Consider the following 19,276-nt stretch of genomic DNA (forward strand, 5'->3'; position numbering starts at 1 on the left):
TGAATCGTACGTACAGATACCGAGGGGTGATTCAAAATGGTTCTTTCCTCGTGCCACATTCCAATCACATAGGCTGATGCTGCTACACTTCTAAAATAAAAAAGGGATGATCCAAGTAGATCATCCCTTTACTATTTCGGTTGGTGCTTTTGGTTAATGCACCACCACAATTCGTTTTGGTTGCCATCTCTCTTCACTATTGAAGAAGTGTATCATGTAGACACCACTTGGTAAGTCTCTGGAATCTACTTCGATTTCCAGTTCACCTGGCTTCACTGCTCCTATCATCACTTTTCTACCTACTTGATCATAAACCACCCAGCTCATATCATCCTTAGGTGCCACTTCCAGCTGCACTTTGAAAGACTTATTAGCAGGGTTCGGATATATCTCAAATTGACTGATATTAGGTATTCGGGTGACACCAGTGACTTCTGGGTCCGTTTTACCTGGAACATCCATAGCCTTGGCTTGTAAGATTAGCTTATTCGTCAAAGTATTACCTGTATAGGAATCTGGAAGGTAATCCACTTGTACAAACGCGATAACCATAAGTTGTTCAGGATTATATATGTCGGAGATGTTCCAGCCAGTAGTGACCTCAGCGCTTCCATTTATGAACACGTTTTGATTTGGACTAACCTTTCCTTTGTAGGTAAATCCACCAGTATTGGGTAGCATTTTGCGAAGTACATTTCTCAAGGGTTGATCTCCATTCTGAGCCATTAACTCTGGATCGGTAATCTCCTTCTCCACAATTGCGAACCTGAATGAAAGCTCTGTCCCCTCAGGTAATTCCAATCCCTCTGAAGAATATGTAAAAGAGGTAGAAATATCAATCCTTGTCGGATCATCACCAAAGGTCATATCTTCAATCTCGAATACTGCCTGGTCAAGTGCGATACTATTGTAATAATTAGCATTCCAGCCAAAAGGCAGACTTAGGTCTTTCAGGGCAGTAACGTTATTGACATTAATCCCTGTGAGAACAGATTGAGGTACCTCATCCACTCCATAATAACTAGACCTTGCATCAGCTCCTGAGTTGGACCTTCCCACTATTCCATCTTCGCCAAGGTAATAATTCAGGATGATTGCGTCTGTAGATAGTGTAGAATCAACTAACTCCACTACCTGGTTTGTCTGAGAAACAGAATTGGCTCCAAAATTTGAGAATTGCTCTACCAGGATGAATTTGTTTTTATTGTAAATACTGAACTCATCGAAGGCAAAACCATCTTGAGGAGAACCATCTGCTGCTTCTTTGGTACCTCCAGTACTTCCCAGAGCAAATCTAAACCTGATCTGATCATATAAACCATTAATCCTATGAGCAGACCGCTCCCACTTATTCTGACGTGTCCAGGCCTCTGCTTGAGGATTGTAGCCTTGAGCTTCATCACCTGGAGAGCCACTGATCTCTTCCGTATTGTACCAGTTTTTCCCTGAGCCAAGCCCATCTTCGAATGAACCTAGTGGAGCCCAGCTGCGACCGTCATCCAGGCTGTACTGAAAGACTACTCCATCAGTAAAGTTTAAATCCCTGGCCTGATCAAACCCAACCGTTGGATTGGTCATTCCAGACAAATCAAATGAAGGCGAGTAAACCCATGAATTAGCGTCTGGTGCATAAGCGCTATTATTTCCAGTCACCCAATAATTACCAGAAGATGATTCTTCTGCATTAAAATCAGATGAACCCAGTTCCCAAGCCATAGACCGGTCAGCAAACCCGTTAGCATACTCCACAAACCAATCTCCCGGGTCAGACCCTTCAAATGAGAATCCAATCTCGTCCGTAACCACAAAGTGATCAAGTACCGTAATCGTTCTTGTTAACTCACCGATACATGCAGACCCTGAGAAATAAGTCACATTAACATCGTATAATCCTGAATTGTTAAAAATGACCTCACTAATCGTCCACAAGTTGTCTCTAATGACCGCTCCAGGAGAAGCTGGTTTACCAAATAGACGCCCTCTGGTGAAATTAATGGCAGGTATTTCCACATAAATGCTATCCACCCAGTAGTTTTCTGATAAACTAGTATTGTCATCTCCTAACACTAGAGTAGTCTCTTTTCCTTCAGTGATTCCCTCCCACCTTAATTTTGGAATTGGACTAGTACCGATTTCAAATGTCATATTAGCAACTGCTATACATGCCTCTGTATCTAAATCATCTGGTCTTCTATCATCCGTTACAAGCACTTGAAAGAATCGATCTCCAAAGCCTAGATTTGACTCAATCGGATCAAACTCGAAACGAGCCTCATAATCACCTAACTTGGTCATACCCACTGGAGTAATCTCCACATCTGTATTTTGATTAGGTCCAGCTGTCCATTCAAATGTGGCGCTATCTATTAGAACATTGTTCAATTTTAAATCTAGTGTAACCAATGCATTATCGCAGGCTTCTACGATTCTGAATGGATTTATCAATCCATCCACTGTATAAGTACCAATTCTTGGAATTGGAGCGATAACTATATTCACTTCTGAAAGCTCACTAGCACTACCTCCATCAAACTCACCAGGAATGATGTTTGTCACCTGCTGAATCGAAATAGTGGTATTTATATATTCGGTAGTATTACCATAAGCTGCATCGATTCCTTCTACCGTATATTCACTAGTTATATCCGGGTTTTGAGATAATTGATTTGTGATTTCCGAACCATTTGCATCATAGAAGTAAAACCTGGTTTGACTATTGTCTGAAGTCGTAACTCCAGAGTAACTTACTTTCGTCGATGTAGGTGTAAGATCTGTATTACACTGTGATGCCGGATCAGTTACATTTGGTGCTGGAGGTAGCTCAAAAATGGTAACTGTAAATGCAGTACTTGAACCTGTACAACCATCAAAGGCATCAACTCCTTCTCCAAAATCGGAAGTCTGGTCCACCGTAAAATTGTAGACTCCAGCTGCTGACACACCCAGGTCTGCAGCGCTTACAGTAGAAGTTCCTGAAGCAGTTGTATCGGCAACCAACAGGTCATTGGTATCTGCATTGTACCACCTGTAGATGTTATTACTTTGGTCATCCCCAGTTACGGAGAAATCCGCAATTTGATCTCCTACATTGTAATATATTCGATCATCACTTCCTCCAGTAGGGTCATCCGCTAGCACAGGCGCATCTGGCACATCATATAGATAAAGGACCAATACCGCCATATCATCCTCTTCTGTTTCACAACCAGTGAAGATGGCATCATTGGTTACCCCACCAACAGTGGTATTTACCTGAGATATTTTGAAAGTATAAGTACCAGCAATCTGAGAGGTCATTCGCAAATCGCTATCTATAATTTCTAGCTGACCAGTTGATGTGGTATCACTATATACAGGAGTGGTAGACAACTGTCCCGTTGATGTAACACTGTAAACGTTGAACCGTACGGTCTCATTGTTATTTTCAGAGGCCGATAATCCATCCAACTGATAACTGAAGTCCACAGACCCTACGCAGAAACTGGCCCGATATTCTCCAGATACTTCTACCAAACCACTACTTCCCAAATCACTAACAGTAGGAGTCTCTGGGTCTGGATAAACGGTGATATTCACTTGAAGCGCTTCACTTTCACACCCTTTAAATCCTGAGGCAGTATTGGCTTCCACCGTTTGAGTAACCCAGTAAGTGAAAGTAGTGTCGCTGGTAACCGTATTCGTAAAGCCAGCGGCAACAAGCTCAGATTGTCTTACGAAGTTATCATTGAAAGCAGCCACGTTGATTAATGTGGACGAAGGAGATCCGTTATTATCCTGATACCAGTTGTATTTAGCTCCCTCGATCTGTGGTGTTAAGATGTTTTCAAGATTATCGCCAGAACATAGGTAGTATTCAACCACTCCATTGTTATCATAGCCATTGAAATCTGAAGATTCCGGCATATCTGGTATTGCGTTCACATCAATGGTGAATTTCCTCAAATCACCTTCACAACCACCAAACTCTGCTCCATTGTCTGTAGGATAATTGTTATCAAAGTTCTTTTGAGAAACGAAGAATACGAGGCTCGTACTGTCTGCTGCGCTGTAACTTAAGTTCGTTTTAATGTAACTATCGGTTAGTGTTTCTGCCCCCTGGAATCTATCTACTTCCACTGTATCTTCATCATACAGTATGAAGTAAGATTCAGTTGCATCTTCCGTATTTAGCGTTTCATCCAAATCCACAGTACTTAAAGTAGCGATCGTTCCATCATCCACACAGTACTCATAGAAGTACTCCCCACTTACATTTTTGGAATTAGACGTGTTCGTAGTTGTCGAAGACACCAAACTCTCAGCTACTGGCTGGCCTGGAATAGGATATACCTGAAGGGAGATCGTTTTTGCTTCAGACTCACAACCAGCATACCCCCCACCATCTACATCTATATTATCTGTAATCGTATAATAGAAAGTAACATTCTGACGACCTGTTGGCTGTGTATTGCCACCAAAGAAGGCCGTGGCAAGATTGAGCTCTTCATCGTAGGTACCACTGATGTGAGAACTTGGAATCGGACTTGTTCGGTTAGCAGCATTATACCAGTTCACCCGAACATCTGTTCCATAGGAAGACAAGTCAATCGTAAGGTCCTCAACAACTTCACCGGCACTATACTCAATCAAATATCCCGCATCTGGTGAGTCGTTTGGATCATCCCCATCTGAGTGACCAGCAAAATTACTCTCATCCAATGCCGGCAGGTCGGGAATCTCTAAAATCTCAAAATCGAATGTGATGGTGGTATTACACCCTGCATTGGTTCTATCTGGAGAAGTATACTCAATTCTGTACAATCCAAATTCTTCTTCATCAGGATAAGCCGTGCCGTTATCATCCGGATCAGCTGGATCAAAATTCGCTCCAGTTCTTACCCCAGAGTTAGCACCATAAGCCGCGTAAGTGGTTCCTCCATCTGTACTCTTGTAAATGGTATATTCTGAGATTGTTAGTGTCTCTGTACCCACTGCAGATATCACTTGAGAGGTGATATCAAAGTCGCCATCATCATTACAGTAATAATCATTCATGTTGGTGATCGTCACTGTAGGCTGACGGTAGATAGTAATGATCTGCTGAGAAAGTTCTGTTTCTTGTGAATCATCACCGTCTTCACTAATAACATATACAAACAACAACGGCTGACTGTAAGTTGTAGCAGTTAAATAAGAATCAACCCCAGCCGTATTAAATAACCAACCTGCTGTATCATTGGGTATAGAGGCTGGTATCGAGGTAAATACATCATTTGTGACCTCAGCACCTCTAGTTTCATTTTCTGTATCGTACAGGTATACCCTTACAGTTTTAAAATTAGGTTTAGAAGCTTCATCACCATCTGGATCTCCTAGATAATCAATCCCTATGGGGCTGACCATGTTCAAGCTAATCGTTCCATTATCACCATCCACATAGTCATACTGACAGTAATCAACAGGTTGATTTGAAGAAGTAGAAAGCACCTTATCTGATTCGATGACCAAAAATTCTATGCCATATGTAGCAGTTACTTGTGTGGAGGTGTTAGTCAATTCATAAGTCACAATCTCTGTTCCAGTTGCTCCTACTGCAGAAGGAATAAACCTAACTGAGGTTCCTTCTTGAGCCGGGCTTGTAAAGTCATTGTCAATTTGATAGCCTGCAAGTCCATTTCCAGTAAACAACCTTGAATGATCTGTTGGTAACGAAAATTTTAGCGTAGTTCCAGTTCCATCCGAAAGAGAGAAACCTGTCTTACCCGCACTATTCTCAAATCGGACAATAGCGGCTGAGAATTTAACTTCCGCACTTTCACAGCTATTGCCATTAAATGTGGTCACATAGAAAGTATTTACACCTACATTTGATTGTGTTAGACCTAAATCATCGAGAGTTAGATAAATCGAATCTTCATCATTTTCCGCTTTAAAACCAAAAATAGATGTAGTCAAGTTGGCATCACTGTAAACATTCACACTATCTCCTAACTTTGGCAGTCCGACTACAAAAACCGTATCAGTAGTATTAACTTCATTGTAATCAAAAACTGTAACTCCATCACCCAAACCATCTTCCAGTATTCCACTACTCCATTCATACAAGTAAGGATTTGTATACCCAATAGAAGGATCTGAACTTAGCACATCTGCTCCGTCATAGGGAGCAACAGTCTCGAACGTGGCGAAAATTGATCCATCATCTGCATTAGCTAAATAAAAATCTCCAGAACCACCCGTTCTTAATAGGGTTGTATCCGAAACTGTAGATCCTAATGCTCTTATCTCCAAATCTGAGATAGTAATCTCATCCAGATTGGATTCAGTGGAACATGTATACGTCAATACTAACGACGTAACATTGACTTGGATCGATATAGCAGAAATATCACCACCTGTGGTAGAAACGGAACCCAATGACTCTCTAAACTCAAAATCACGAACCCCATCATTCCCCAAATCCGGAAGCGCTAGTGTGAGCGTCCGTGAATCTGCTGTGGAACTTGAGAAATCAGTCTCGATTGTTTCGGAAATGACAATTGGATCTAGGGGAAAGTAATCACCTTCTAAACATAAACCTGTAATTGAAGGAGGGTTAGTAGATAAAGGAGCGCCATCTGAGATAACTACACCACCTGATTTAACATCAATCCTTACAACCGATGATAAATTAAACGGGGTGGGGTCTACAGCATCTTCTGCTACCAACAACAGATCATAATCTGTACGAGGATCCGGAAGAGATAGCGTAAAGTCCTGACTAACATTAGCCGCATTATATGTCCGATTTCCCTGTGTGATTGCTCCTGAAACCGAGCCACCCTTCACCTCTGAGCTACTAGCTGTCAACCCGTCCGGAACTAAAGCATAATAGATAACTCCTATTTCATCTTGAGTTAATGATATATCTAAGTCCTGACCAGTAACTTCAAAGTCATAGGTAATTGAAGGCGCCTGATCATCAAATACCACATCAAAAGTGGTATTCAATATGGTGTTACCAGCTTCATCAGTCACTCCTTCATCTATCATTTGAATGCTAATGGTAGACGTTTGTCCAGCTGTTGGACTTACAGTGAACGTATAAGGACTGGAGGATCCTGCAATAGCACCAACAGTTCCGTTAGAGCTAATAAAATCTCCCGCACCCAGTCCAGTTATTGTCTCATCAAAACTTGCAATTACTGTGAATGGGTTTTGACTTATCGGGTCATAGCCACCTGATATGGAAAAATCTACCGTAGGATTGGTGTTGTCGATGGTTATAGTAGAACCGCCACCAGTGATGTCAGTGGTATCCAATTGAACTCCCGTATTCCCAGCTTTATCCGAATAGTCAATAGTAAATGAGACTCTACCATCCGCATCATTTCTATCCACGTCAAATACAGCTCTGTATTGCCCCTGAGCTATATCATCTGCTATGATTGTTGGTGTGTTGGACACAAATGAACCTGAACTTCGCACCTGTACTGTAGGCGCAGCAATCAACTCATCATTGAAGTCCATGGTTATCGTAACCTGATCTTCACCATCTCCCGTGGCATTTGGGTCGTCTCCTTTTGCCAGTCCAGTATTATTTGCATTGTTTGATACAATGGTCAAAGAAGTAATACCCGGTGCCTCGGTATCGATAACAATATCCTTCAAGTCTGCAAGAGACTGGGAGTTGGTAGTGGCATAGGCTAGCTCATTTGTCGTAGCGATGCTTCGAGAGGCCTGATCCGTAATCGAACCAGTATTCAACGATAAAGCATCATCGTCCACATAGTTCAGATCAGAAGATGCATCATTGGCTTGAACCGTGTAGTTGAAGACCAAAATCTTTGTCCCATTACCACTAGCCAAAACGGCATCTTGTGAAACCGTAGTTGCTCCAGTATTCAAAGCAATAGCAGGTGGAGTGCCTCCTGTTGTGTAAGAAACCACTTCACTAAAAGTTACTTGGACTGGAATAACATCTCCCTGATTGTATGCTCCATCGGAGATAGATGAAGTAACGCTAAGGATAATTGGATCTGCAAAATCATTGACTGAAATAGAAGAATTGCTATTTGCTACATTTCCTGCAAGATCCTGTACACTTACTCCATTGTATCCTAAGGTAAATGTAGCTGTACCAGAAGAGGTCGAAGTAACTGCAAGAGTAATGAATTCATCTGTACTTGAACCATCAGTATCAGCAACGCTGGAACTTAGTCCCGAAGCTGAGACGATACCCGTTGGCGTAACTCCCGAGCCCAGATCAAAATCATTAAAATCTACGATTGCATCGTTCACACTTTCACTCATCTTGATCAGCACCTGATCTATCGTACCGTCACCATCCGTGTCATGCTCATCGGCTGATACGAAGGTTGGTCTAACACCATCAATCACTATATCCCTCAATCCAGAAAGCGACGAGGCACCAATAGACGGTAACGCCGTTACAGCAGTATTCGAGTTACCAGTAGTATCATTGATTGTTCGTTCGTTCGAAAGTAAAGCTGAAGTAGTGTTAGAGTTGTAATCAAGGTCTGGAGAAACATCCCCTTCTTGAATCGTATAGTCAAATATGATGGTATCATATCTACTGTCAGCCATCTCCACGATTTGATCAAATGTTCCCGTTTCCAGTCTCAATGTCGGCACCAAACCTGTTCCATTCACTTTAATATTTTCACTGAATTTGGCATATAAAGAAACCGTATTTCCAATACCATAAGTACCATTTGCACCTGTCACTGAAAGAACTCTTGGCCTAGCTTCATCTGAAGCAGTAACGGAAATCGGCCATGCTCCCCCATTCTCTATGAGGTTACCATTTAAGTCACTTCCAGGAGACGAAGATAGAGACGCACCAATAATAGTTGGATTGTAATCAATTGAAACAGAAGCACTGTTTGTACCTGTTACCCCGAGTGTTATGTACTCATCTGTAGCCGAAGCATCAGGATTAGAAACATTGACAGAGGTATGATCTAGAAGGCCGTCAACTGTAAATGTTCCTCCCAAAATAAAATCCTCAGCCTCGAAAGTGCTGAAATCAACAGGCTCGCTAAACTCAATGACTATTTCATCTATAGTACCATTATTGGCATAGTCATACTGTTCAGCAATTACAAACGTTGGGACCACCCCATCGACAGCTAGATCACCATTCGCACTAATTGATTGACCCGTACCAGGAGCATCTAAAGTTAGTATTGCATTATTACCACTTCCATCAACAATCGATCCACCATTAAGTTGTAATGGGTCGGTGACGATATAATCAAGATCACTTGATTCATCACCATCAGCAACCAGATAATTAAAGACCTGATTTACACTATTGGCACCAACGGTTGTGGCGAACTGGCTACCACCCAAATCCAGATATAAACGCTCACTTCCGGATGTAGTAACACTTTCACTAAATGTTAAAGTAATATCTACAGACTGGCCCTTTCTTACCGTGCCAGCCGCTGGATTAGATACCGCATTTATGACAACAGGCTCTGCATTATCATATTCCGTAATTAAAGAGTTACCAAATGCATCATTTCTTCTAGTAACATCTTCAATAATTGTTCCATTGATCGATGGGTCAAAAGTAACCTCAACGAGTCCAGTACCCGTAATACTCACATCTAAAGTGAGGTATTGGTCCGAGCTCAACTGATCCAAATCATTATTAGCTAAAGTATGGGTCAACATACCGTCAGGATCACCACCATCTACCTGAAATGCCAGATGTGGATCAGCAGTGGCAGGGTAAAACACTGGTTCTGTAAATTCAACTACCACTTCATCCAGATTGCCGTCATTGTCTGTATCATACATATATGCTGCCTGTACTGTAGGGTAAGCCACATCAATTTGTGTAATTGATGATTGAGCTACCATTTCATTGCCTGCTAAATCTAAAATACCAAGACCAGCACCTAAACCTGGATCATATTCCACATCGAAAGGAGCCGTCCCAGACACACCAGTTACTGTCAGATAGAAGTATCTTGGAAAAACAGTTGATAGTGTTCCTGATCCCGAGCCACCGTCAATGACAAACTCAGTTGGATCTATATTTCCTGGCAAAGCAACATTATTCTGAATATTTTCTGTACAGTATATGATAATGCGGTCTATTGTCCCATTTTGAGGTGAATCATCATAATAATAGACATATTGAATCTCAGGAGGGGTTATATCATAAACTAGATTTGAGTTAACACTGGCCACATTACCAGCAGCATCTGTTGCAGTGGCAATGACAGTGTAGGTGCCTTCGCTAGTAATAGGTGTCAGCGTATTATCCGCAATCTCCCAGTCAAATGCCCCCCCTGTTATGCTAGCAGTACCACTATAGTTATAGCCAAAGGCTGTATTTGTCACCTGAACGGACACCGATACGTTTTCATCGACTGTTCCCGTAATAGGTGGAGTGTCGTCTTTGGTATATAGCTGGTTTATAGTTACGGCTGGAGCAGCCTGATCGATTGTCACTGCTGCAGAGGTAAAAGAGTCTACTCCAGGAGTAGTAAAATACGTATTTGGTGTGCCTGCTCCATCCTGAATTGGAGACAGGGCAATATTATCCTGAATTGTAACGCTAACTGAACCGTTACTCACACCATCGGTTACTAAGTTACCCACTGTCAGTTCATAGGTTTGTGTTCCTGTTTGTGAGAAAGAGCCTGTCAATGCTCCATTAACAAAACCCGAACTATTCAGGGATAAATCATTTTTATCGAAATTGAATACTGGCTCATTCCATACAAACTGAAATGTGATCGTCTGATCTTTTGTGGTAGTTTCATCTCCGTTAGTCACTAGCACGTTAATTGTAAGTTCTGGCGCCTGGGCATCCGTAGCGGTAGAGAATGCCCATGGTGATGGACTAGATAATCCAAGATATGCGTTACCATGTACATCTGTAAATGAGTTCCCATCTATCAAGACCTCATAATCATTGCTTCCCGTAAAGGCATTGGGAGTGTTGATTGTCACATCTGTTGATGATATCGTCACATAACTTGTATTGTTAGCATTAAAAGTCTGGGTTTGAGTTCCATTAGTAATGTCGACAACATTGATTACTCCAAAACTGGTCGTAACATCCTCACTAAATGTCAGCAGCAAATCCGCAGTTGTCTCAATGTCTGTGTCTGCTACAGACGGACTAGGATTGTAATCATAGGAAGATAATGTCGGCCGCTGGTTATCAACAGATACATCATCCGTACCATCCACCTGACTAGACGTATTGTCTGTACAGGCACCTAGATAATCCGAATAGTCAGCCGCATCATCAGTACCACTCACTTTGACATTCAGATTAGAGGCCTCAATAGATCCGGCAACAATGGCGTAGGATGTCTCATAGATGGAATCGGTACCATTGGTAGGTGCGGATATCACGTGAGTACTTCCTCCAAACTCGGTAAAATCGAATGTAATATTACGTAAATCAGGGTTCTTATCAACTTTGTTATCATATTGGGCAGTGACTACATCACCAATTGCAAAGGTTCCTGACTGACCTGAACCAGTGGTGGTAATCGAAATAGCAGATGGAGAAATAGTAGGTGCAGTCACATCACAGGTAATGTTGAATGCATCACTGACTGGTGAATTATCCAAATCTCCACCTGAGGTACCTAAAGTGGCTGCCGTTACTGGGTTACTGAAAACAATGTTATCAACAACATTCGAAACTCCGGAATTAAAGGTTCCTGAAGTCTGTGGTGTGCCCTCTAGAGGACCGGCATTCGTGATCGTTAATGTCTGAGACTCTGAATAATCCACGTCTCTGTTCCCGTTCTCGTCTTCAGCTTGCACCGAAACAGCAGACATAACCTGTCTTGCCTCAGTCTCAGAAGGTTGCAACGCAAACCCATAGTGTGTTCCCAAGACAGTTAGTGTCACCGAATTGCTTACATAAACATTATTGTCATTTTCATACTCTCCAGTATTAGGATCGTAAACTCGAGAAACATCTTGATCACCAGCACTACCTGTGAATTCATTTTTCCCGACTTTAAAGGTTAGTGTGCTATTATCTATACTCGCTGCTATTGATGGATCGATATTGTTTTTAAACCATACCTTTAGTGCATATTCCTTATCTGAGTTAATCGCAATGATATCAATATCTCCAGGCTCATCATCTATGTCTTCAAAAACTAAACTTCCATCATTGATTTGATCAACATTGGCTTTATTACCATCTTGATCTATCAAATAAGCACCTGCTATAATCTCACTCCATAAGACACTGTTATCATTTAGTATCGTCACATCCACGATCTCTGTTCTTTTACCCTGTGAACTAGTAGATCCCTCCAGGATGTTAAATGTAAGCGCTGTGAACGCCTCTGTCTCCTGATCTAAAGTACTGGCCGCAGTTGACGCCATTGGATTACAGTCGGATGGCGCTAACTTTCCTTCATAACTGTAGCCACTGCTCTCGTCGTATGTTCTGTAATTAAATGTACAATCATCTGGTTGAATATCATTTGAGGTAAAAGTGATTGTTTGACCAGACACCGTAAATGCAGCATTACCTTTTTCTGCAAATGCACCAGCAGGGATCACAATCTCATATTCATTGGTGAGCGTAAGCAGGGTATGAGTAATTGTCAAGACGCTATCATTGGTCAAAGAAAATTCAGGTGCAGGCCCGCTTACATCATATTCATCGAAATCGGTAACTGTAGTAAGATTATTTACATCAATTATTCCGGTCTCATATTGAATCTGTTCAGAGAATACGATCACAAAATCATCATCATTGGGAAAACTAATAGAACCGTTTGCGGGTGAAGTACTGGTAATGATTGGTACCGCACTATCAGTCACCGTTTCAGTGACATCATCAACAATCAAGTTACCAGCCTGATCCTCCCATAAATTAGCTATTTCTTCTATGCGAACATTCACGGTACCTGTGGAAGGAAATGCTTGATCAGAAATTCCTTGTATCGAAACTGAGGTGGTAAATCCACTGGATGGTGTGAACGAAAGTCCACTAACTGTCTGAATGGTATCATTTGATGGAAGTATTACATACCCAAAATCAGCAAGATCCATACTAGCATCTGCTACATCAACCAATTCACTAAAGGTTATATCTACGCGTTCGGTCAATCCATCATGGTCTGCATCAAAAAACTCAATATCTGCCACTTTCGGGGCTGTATTATCAACGGTATTTTCATCACCACCTATTGAAGAAGTTGGTGTTGATGAAGCAAGAACGGTGGTTCCATCAGCAGGTTGAGAATAGCTACTCACTGCAAATTGATACTGTTCTTCGGTAGGACTGGCATCAAATGATACAAACACCGATACGGTGGCAGCTGTGTTATCGGCTACAGAAAGCCCACCACTTATGGTCACTGTTTCTGTGGCTGTCGTCACCGGTGTTTCTGCAATAAAGGAAGTTCCCCCATCTATAGAGAGACCGATTGCCCTTACCTCCGTAGGATCTGTAGAAGTGATGGTGATATCGAAATCATCGATTATGGTAGGTAGATTATCCCCTGTTTCATCTGTAACCGTAAATTGAAACACCTCGATGGAGTTAGCATTCGTGAAGGTAGAACCTGTTCCAGCAGCATTGTAGCTACCTGAATTAAAGAAACCAGCTTCACTACTTCCAACCGCCGCTAAAGTAGAGTTATCACCAGCGGTGATCACACTTATTGGACCTTCAATAGCTGTTTCGTTCGGTGAAGTTGCTTTGTCCTCCGCGTAATAATGCACATAGTAACTCGTCAGAGCGGTTGCTCCACTCACAGTGATTGTATATGTGGTCGTTCCAGCAACCACATCAACCTGTCCATTGTCATTGGTGATACCGGCACTTCCGGTACCTGCGTCTATCTCCGCTTTTGTTGCAGGAGGAGTAGCACTTGTTGTCACAATGTAATTGTAAAAGCCTGGCTCGTCCAGCTGGACTTCAATATCAAAAGAGGTCGGAGTAATTGTAGTAACAGCTGGAAACCCTGTCTCATAAGATGGAGCCGTCAAATCCAATCCGTCACCATCCAGATTGATGATGTAATCACCACCTGCATCCGTACTACCAATCGTTAATACATCTGTATAGTTGGTGTTGGAATAAGGTGCGAATGAAACGGTAAGATCTTGCGTAGAACCCGGCCCTACAGTCACTGTGCTGGAATATGGCGTGACTAACGAATAAGTTGTGTCCTGTGTGAGTATTGGGTTCGCATCCAAATCCAGATCGCCCAACCCTTCATTGTGAATAGCGAAAGTGGTATCAGTGGAAGTGCCATACCCTATACTTTCAAAAGTGAATGTTCCTCCATTCGAAATGAGATTATCATTTTCATCATAGATAGCAATGCTAGGTGTAGTCGCTGCAGTTGAAGTAAACGCATCTGAAGCCACCCAGTTGGTTGTGGCTCCTGTCAGAGCAAATGTGCCTGTTAAATCCGCATTATAACCATTAGAAGAAAGGTCAATCAAACTATCTAACCCTGTATTAGTCCCTGAAGGTATACCCTGGTTAAAGTCATAATATAGTTCCAGATTGACAATTCCTGATGGTGTGGAAAGACGAGATGCTGCACTTGCTCGTATTTGTGAGGAATCCCGAACCATACGCCAAACTCTTAGCTCATCGATCATTCCATTAAAATACGATCCACTAAAGTCGTGTCTTGTACCAATTAGTGCATCGCCAGTATTAACTGAAGTTCCTGATAAGGTGGTATTTGCACCTGGAGTTGTATCTTCTTGTCCATTTATAAATAGACTCATGCCATTTATATTATTGGTACCATCATACCGTGCCACCACATGATACCATTCACCATTTGTTAATGCACTTGATGTTACCACATACATCCCAGTGGTAGCACTAAACCCAAACTGAAGTTGATTGCTGCCATTTATATTGAAGAAGTAGCCTACAATACCCGCATCATTTTTCCTAAAAATAGTCCGCTCAGTACCGCCTTCTGGTTTTACCCAAGCCTCTATCGTTAAAGGATCTCCAATATCAAAATCTAGATTTGATTGATCTCCAATTAGAATGTAATCATTAGAACCATCAAAATCCAAGGCATTCTCGACCACATATCCTGTGACGCTATAATCGAAAACCGCTTCGTCCGCATCATCACTATTGATCGTCAATGTTTCTGATTCACTCACTACCGTCTCGGCTGCAGCTGTCCAGTCGATATCAAATGTCGCCGATGTTCCGGGTGTCAAAACCAGAGGAAAAGTGAGCCCTGTCTGATCCACTGTGAAAGCAGTGTTACTTACAGCTATGTCTCCAGAACCAGATATGGTTAAATCAGCCAATCCATCATTGTGAATAGTGAAGGTCTCTGATTCGGTAGCCCCATCGCGAACGTTGAATGCACCAAACGTAAAGGCTCCTCCGTCAGTGATTTCATTGGTTGAACCATCGGTCACTCGAATCTCTGGTTCTGCCGCATTGAAAGCATCTGAGGATACCCAGTTGGAAGTTCCTGTACCTCCGGATACGTCAAAGTTGTTTAGTGTCCCATTATAACCATTGGAAGACCGATCAAAAAGCGTAACTATTCCAGTATTATCTCCAGATGCGATCCCGTTGTTAAAATCATAATAAAGTTCAAGATTAACTTCACCTGACGGATTACTTAATCTCGAAGCTGCATTGGCTCTGATTTGCGATGAGGTTATTTGTTCACTCCAAACACGAAGTTCGTCGAATGTTCCATTGAAATTATTGGTACCTCCTGATGCTCCTAAATTAACTCCTTGACCAACAGAAAATGAGCTACTCAATGTATTAAGCTCATTGGTGTAAGTTGACTCGAGCACTCCATCGACATAAATCGCTAATCCAGCTAAAGTCTCACTACCGTCATAGGTAATGGCAAAATGGTGCCAATTACCATCTGTTACTGGATTAAGTGTGGATGCCGATTTACGAATAAATCCAGCGCCCGATCCGCTACCATTCAAATCAACCGATAACTGTCCATTTGCCAGGTATAATATTCTTAGAAAATTGGTTCCTAATCCATTGTAAATGAAGCTGTTTCCTGCATCAGAAACTCCATTTACCCATCCTTCAACGGTAAAAGCATCGGTAGTAGAAAATGCTAAATTCGTACCACCAGCAACACTAACAAAATCATCCGTATCATCAAAATCCAAAGCATTTTCGACCGTGTTAAGCGTGGAGGTATAGGTACCTGAGTTTTCAAAACCATCATTAACAGTAAAATCAAAAGACTCTATGTCAGTACCTGTAGCTCCAATGTAAGTAAGGTCAGGAATCTCAGCAACGGTAATGGTTTCTCCACCTGTAATACTCGGCTCGTCACCTTCCTGAATACCATTGTTTGACAAGGCACCATCATCCAGGAAAAGCGCTCCATCTGTGACATCCACGCTACCAACTTCAATGCTGGTGAAGGGATCTCCCTCACTATCCGAATAGCCAAAATCCGCTACTAAAAATGTAACTGGGTACGATATGGATGTAAATTTATTGAAATCATTGGCTGTAGGAGCACTACTATTGGCTGCTCCGGGTGTAGGAGTCCTTGCTGTAAAGGTACTCGCGCCATCAGGCACTCGCGCCAGTGATTCCGTTGAGGCATTGCCGTTGGCGTTTTCGTTGTATTGAGTTCCACCAAAAATTCCCAATAAACCTGCGTCATCAGCATCATCAGTATCATATAGGATAAAATCTACAAGTCCATCAGTATTTGGTAATACATCATTAACAAAATCTGCATCATCACCAACATACAGAGCAACTGCATCAGGTCCATCCTGCAATCCCGCTGAACCCCAATCTTGGTCTAAATTAGTGGTCCCTGCATCTCCAATCACATAATACCCTCCTGCTGTTGTTGATCCAGTGACGTTAAAATTAAAGTCAATCAGATCATCAGCTCCGTTAATTATAACAAGTACTAACCCTGATAAACTGGTTGAACCTGCTCCACCATCATAAATCTCAACAAACTCAGTTGCCGCACCTGGGACCGCATCAATTTCATTAATTACAATGCCAGTAGGGGTCACAAAGATTTCAAATTCCTGATCTGCAGATGTCTCATTAGGAGTACCATCATCCGTAAGTGAAACCGTAACAGTAGCCTGTCCCCAGGTGGATCCAGCTAACGTAAATGTCAAATCACCACTCGCATTGATAGCAGGTCCTGCACTAAAAAGTGCATTGTTATCATCAGAGACATTAAATGTCAGAATTTGTGAGGTACCATCCCCATCATCAATACCCGTGACAAATCCAGTGTACGTCTGTACACCGGCAGCATCCTCAGCTAAAGTAATATTACTACCAATGGTGAAAACAGGAGCGTCATTCGTAGAAGTAATGTCTACCACCGTCTGATTGGTACCCGAGGTAGATCCTCCGTCACCATCAGAAAACGTCCAGTCCAGTGTAACACTTGCAGGTGGGTTGTTATTGGTGTTGGAATAATTGATTTGTTGTAAAACCAAATCTACATCAGACGCAACAGGAGTAGCTCCAGTACCGGTGAAGGTGACTGTAAGTGTTCCTCCACTTTCAATGAAGGTTGCAATCACATTACTTGACAATTCAATATCAGTGCCATTTAAGGCCAGGTTATTTCCAGCTACAAAATCAAAATCATCATTTGCATTCGCTCCGCCATTTCTGGATATAGTGAGAACGGCATCCGTGTAGTCATCAGCAGCATCGAGCTCCACATCACTAATTGCTACATCAGCATCAAGTACCACTGCAGTTCCATCTTCTATAAACGTCGGATTACCGTTGAGATTGGCGAAAACTGGAATAGCGTTACCGGTTATATCACTGGAATTGAGTCCTGTGGTCTCATAAGTCTCGAATCCAGCACAATCATTATAGGAGTAAATGGAAAAATAGTAAGTGGTTGATGGAGCAAGTCCAGTTATTGTTATACTCGGAGCTGCAGATGTTCCAAAATAGACTGGTTGTTGGCCTGCTGAATTCCAACTCAGATCAGCGGTCGGCTCATCTCCATTTGTCGGTGGAGTAAAAGTGTTAACATCATTAATGAAAACCGCATATCCACTAGCTCCACCAACTGGAGCCGTCCAGCTAGTGAGATCAAGCGTAGTAGATGTCTCAGCACCAAATACTGCCACTGTAGCCTGTGATGTTGGTTCTGAACACGGAACTGTCCATTTGAAATTATCGATAGCTATGTAATTAATTTCGTTTCCCGCCGTGGTGTTTTGAGGAGAAATGAGTATTTCATCAACAAGAATTAACTGGTTAGCATCGCTCAATGTAACTCTTGAGAATCCATTATTCTCATTATCTAAGGTTGCTGTAACGCTTTGTGTGAACACATCACCTCCAGACTCCCGTCCAATAATGTTTACACTCTCCGAAAATGTAGTAGATGAACCTCCATCGTTGCTTAGAAAAACATACAACTCATTAACGTAGATATCCTCTCCTCCAGTTGTAGTAATGGATGCTGAATATGGGGTAGCACCATCAGCTATAATACTCGGTGAAGCAGCTGAATTATCTAAATATTTAGGAGTATTGTTTACCCCATAATTTGATCCACCATCATCAACTACTTGTAGTGAATTTGTCGTTGTGAAACTTTGTCCGTTAATAGTGAAAACTGAAACTCCATCGGTTTGACCTTCGAAATCTTCAATGTTGTAAGTTGATATAGGTCGATCAGACCATCTGAAATCATCAAAAGCGATGTAATCAATACTACCACCAGAAAAATCAATTGATATTTCATCTATAGCCACTTCTCCATGACCAAGAGCAACAAAATCAACATAAGTAAAACCAGCATTGGAAATATTGGTCCAAGTCACATCCCCTCCTGTATCATCAATTGTAATCGTAAATTGGCTAGCGCTATTTTCCAACGCTGTTATGGTTGCTGGTTCAGCCGTATTTGACGGGCTACCTGTACAACTTGTACTTGAAAACACCCAAATACCTTGTACGTAGATATCTGACCCATCATTTGTAGCAAAGGACGCCGTAGTTGCAGTTCCACAATCAGAGTTATTATCAATAAAGAAATCCGAACCATTAACTCCAGCGCTGGCAATGTTTTCAATCTCAGCATTAGTCAAATTGAAGGTTTTGCCATTTGATGTGAAAGATGTCGCCGCATCGGATTCAGTCTCAAAATTCTCAAAGGTCTGGGCATTTCCTAAAATCCCAATAAATAAAATCGCAATAACTAGTAAAATTCGTCTCATATCCGCGGTGGTTTAATCAACCTAGTAGTATTCTATAATTTCTTCAAATATTTCTATAACGCGCCGGGCGTCTTTTGCC

The 19,276-nt window shown here is 41.9% G+C and carries 1 protein-coding gene; it reads right to left on the reverse strand.

Annotated elements, in window-relative coordinates:
• Positions 1-153: 153 nt before the first annotated feature.
• A complete protein-coding gene (locus tag ACO067_RS24775; protein WP_421879909.1) occupies positions 154-19,197 on the reverse strand; it encodes a LamG-like jellyroll fold domain-containing protein in 19,044 nt (6,347 codons plus the stop codon).
• Positions 19,198-19,276 lie beyond the last annotated feature (79 nt).

It is taken from the genome of Marinoscillum sp. (assembly GCF_965229915.1).
In the GTDB taxonomy this organism is placed as follows: Bacteria; Bacteroidota; Bacteroidia; order Cytophagales; family Cyclobacteriaceae; genus Marinoscillum.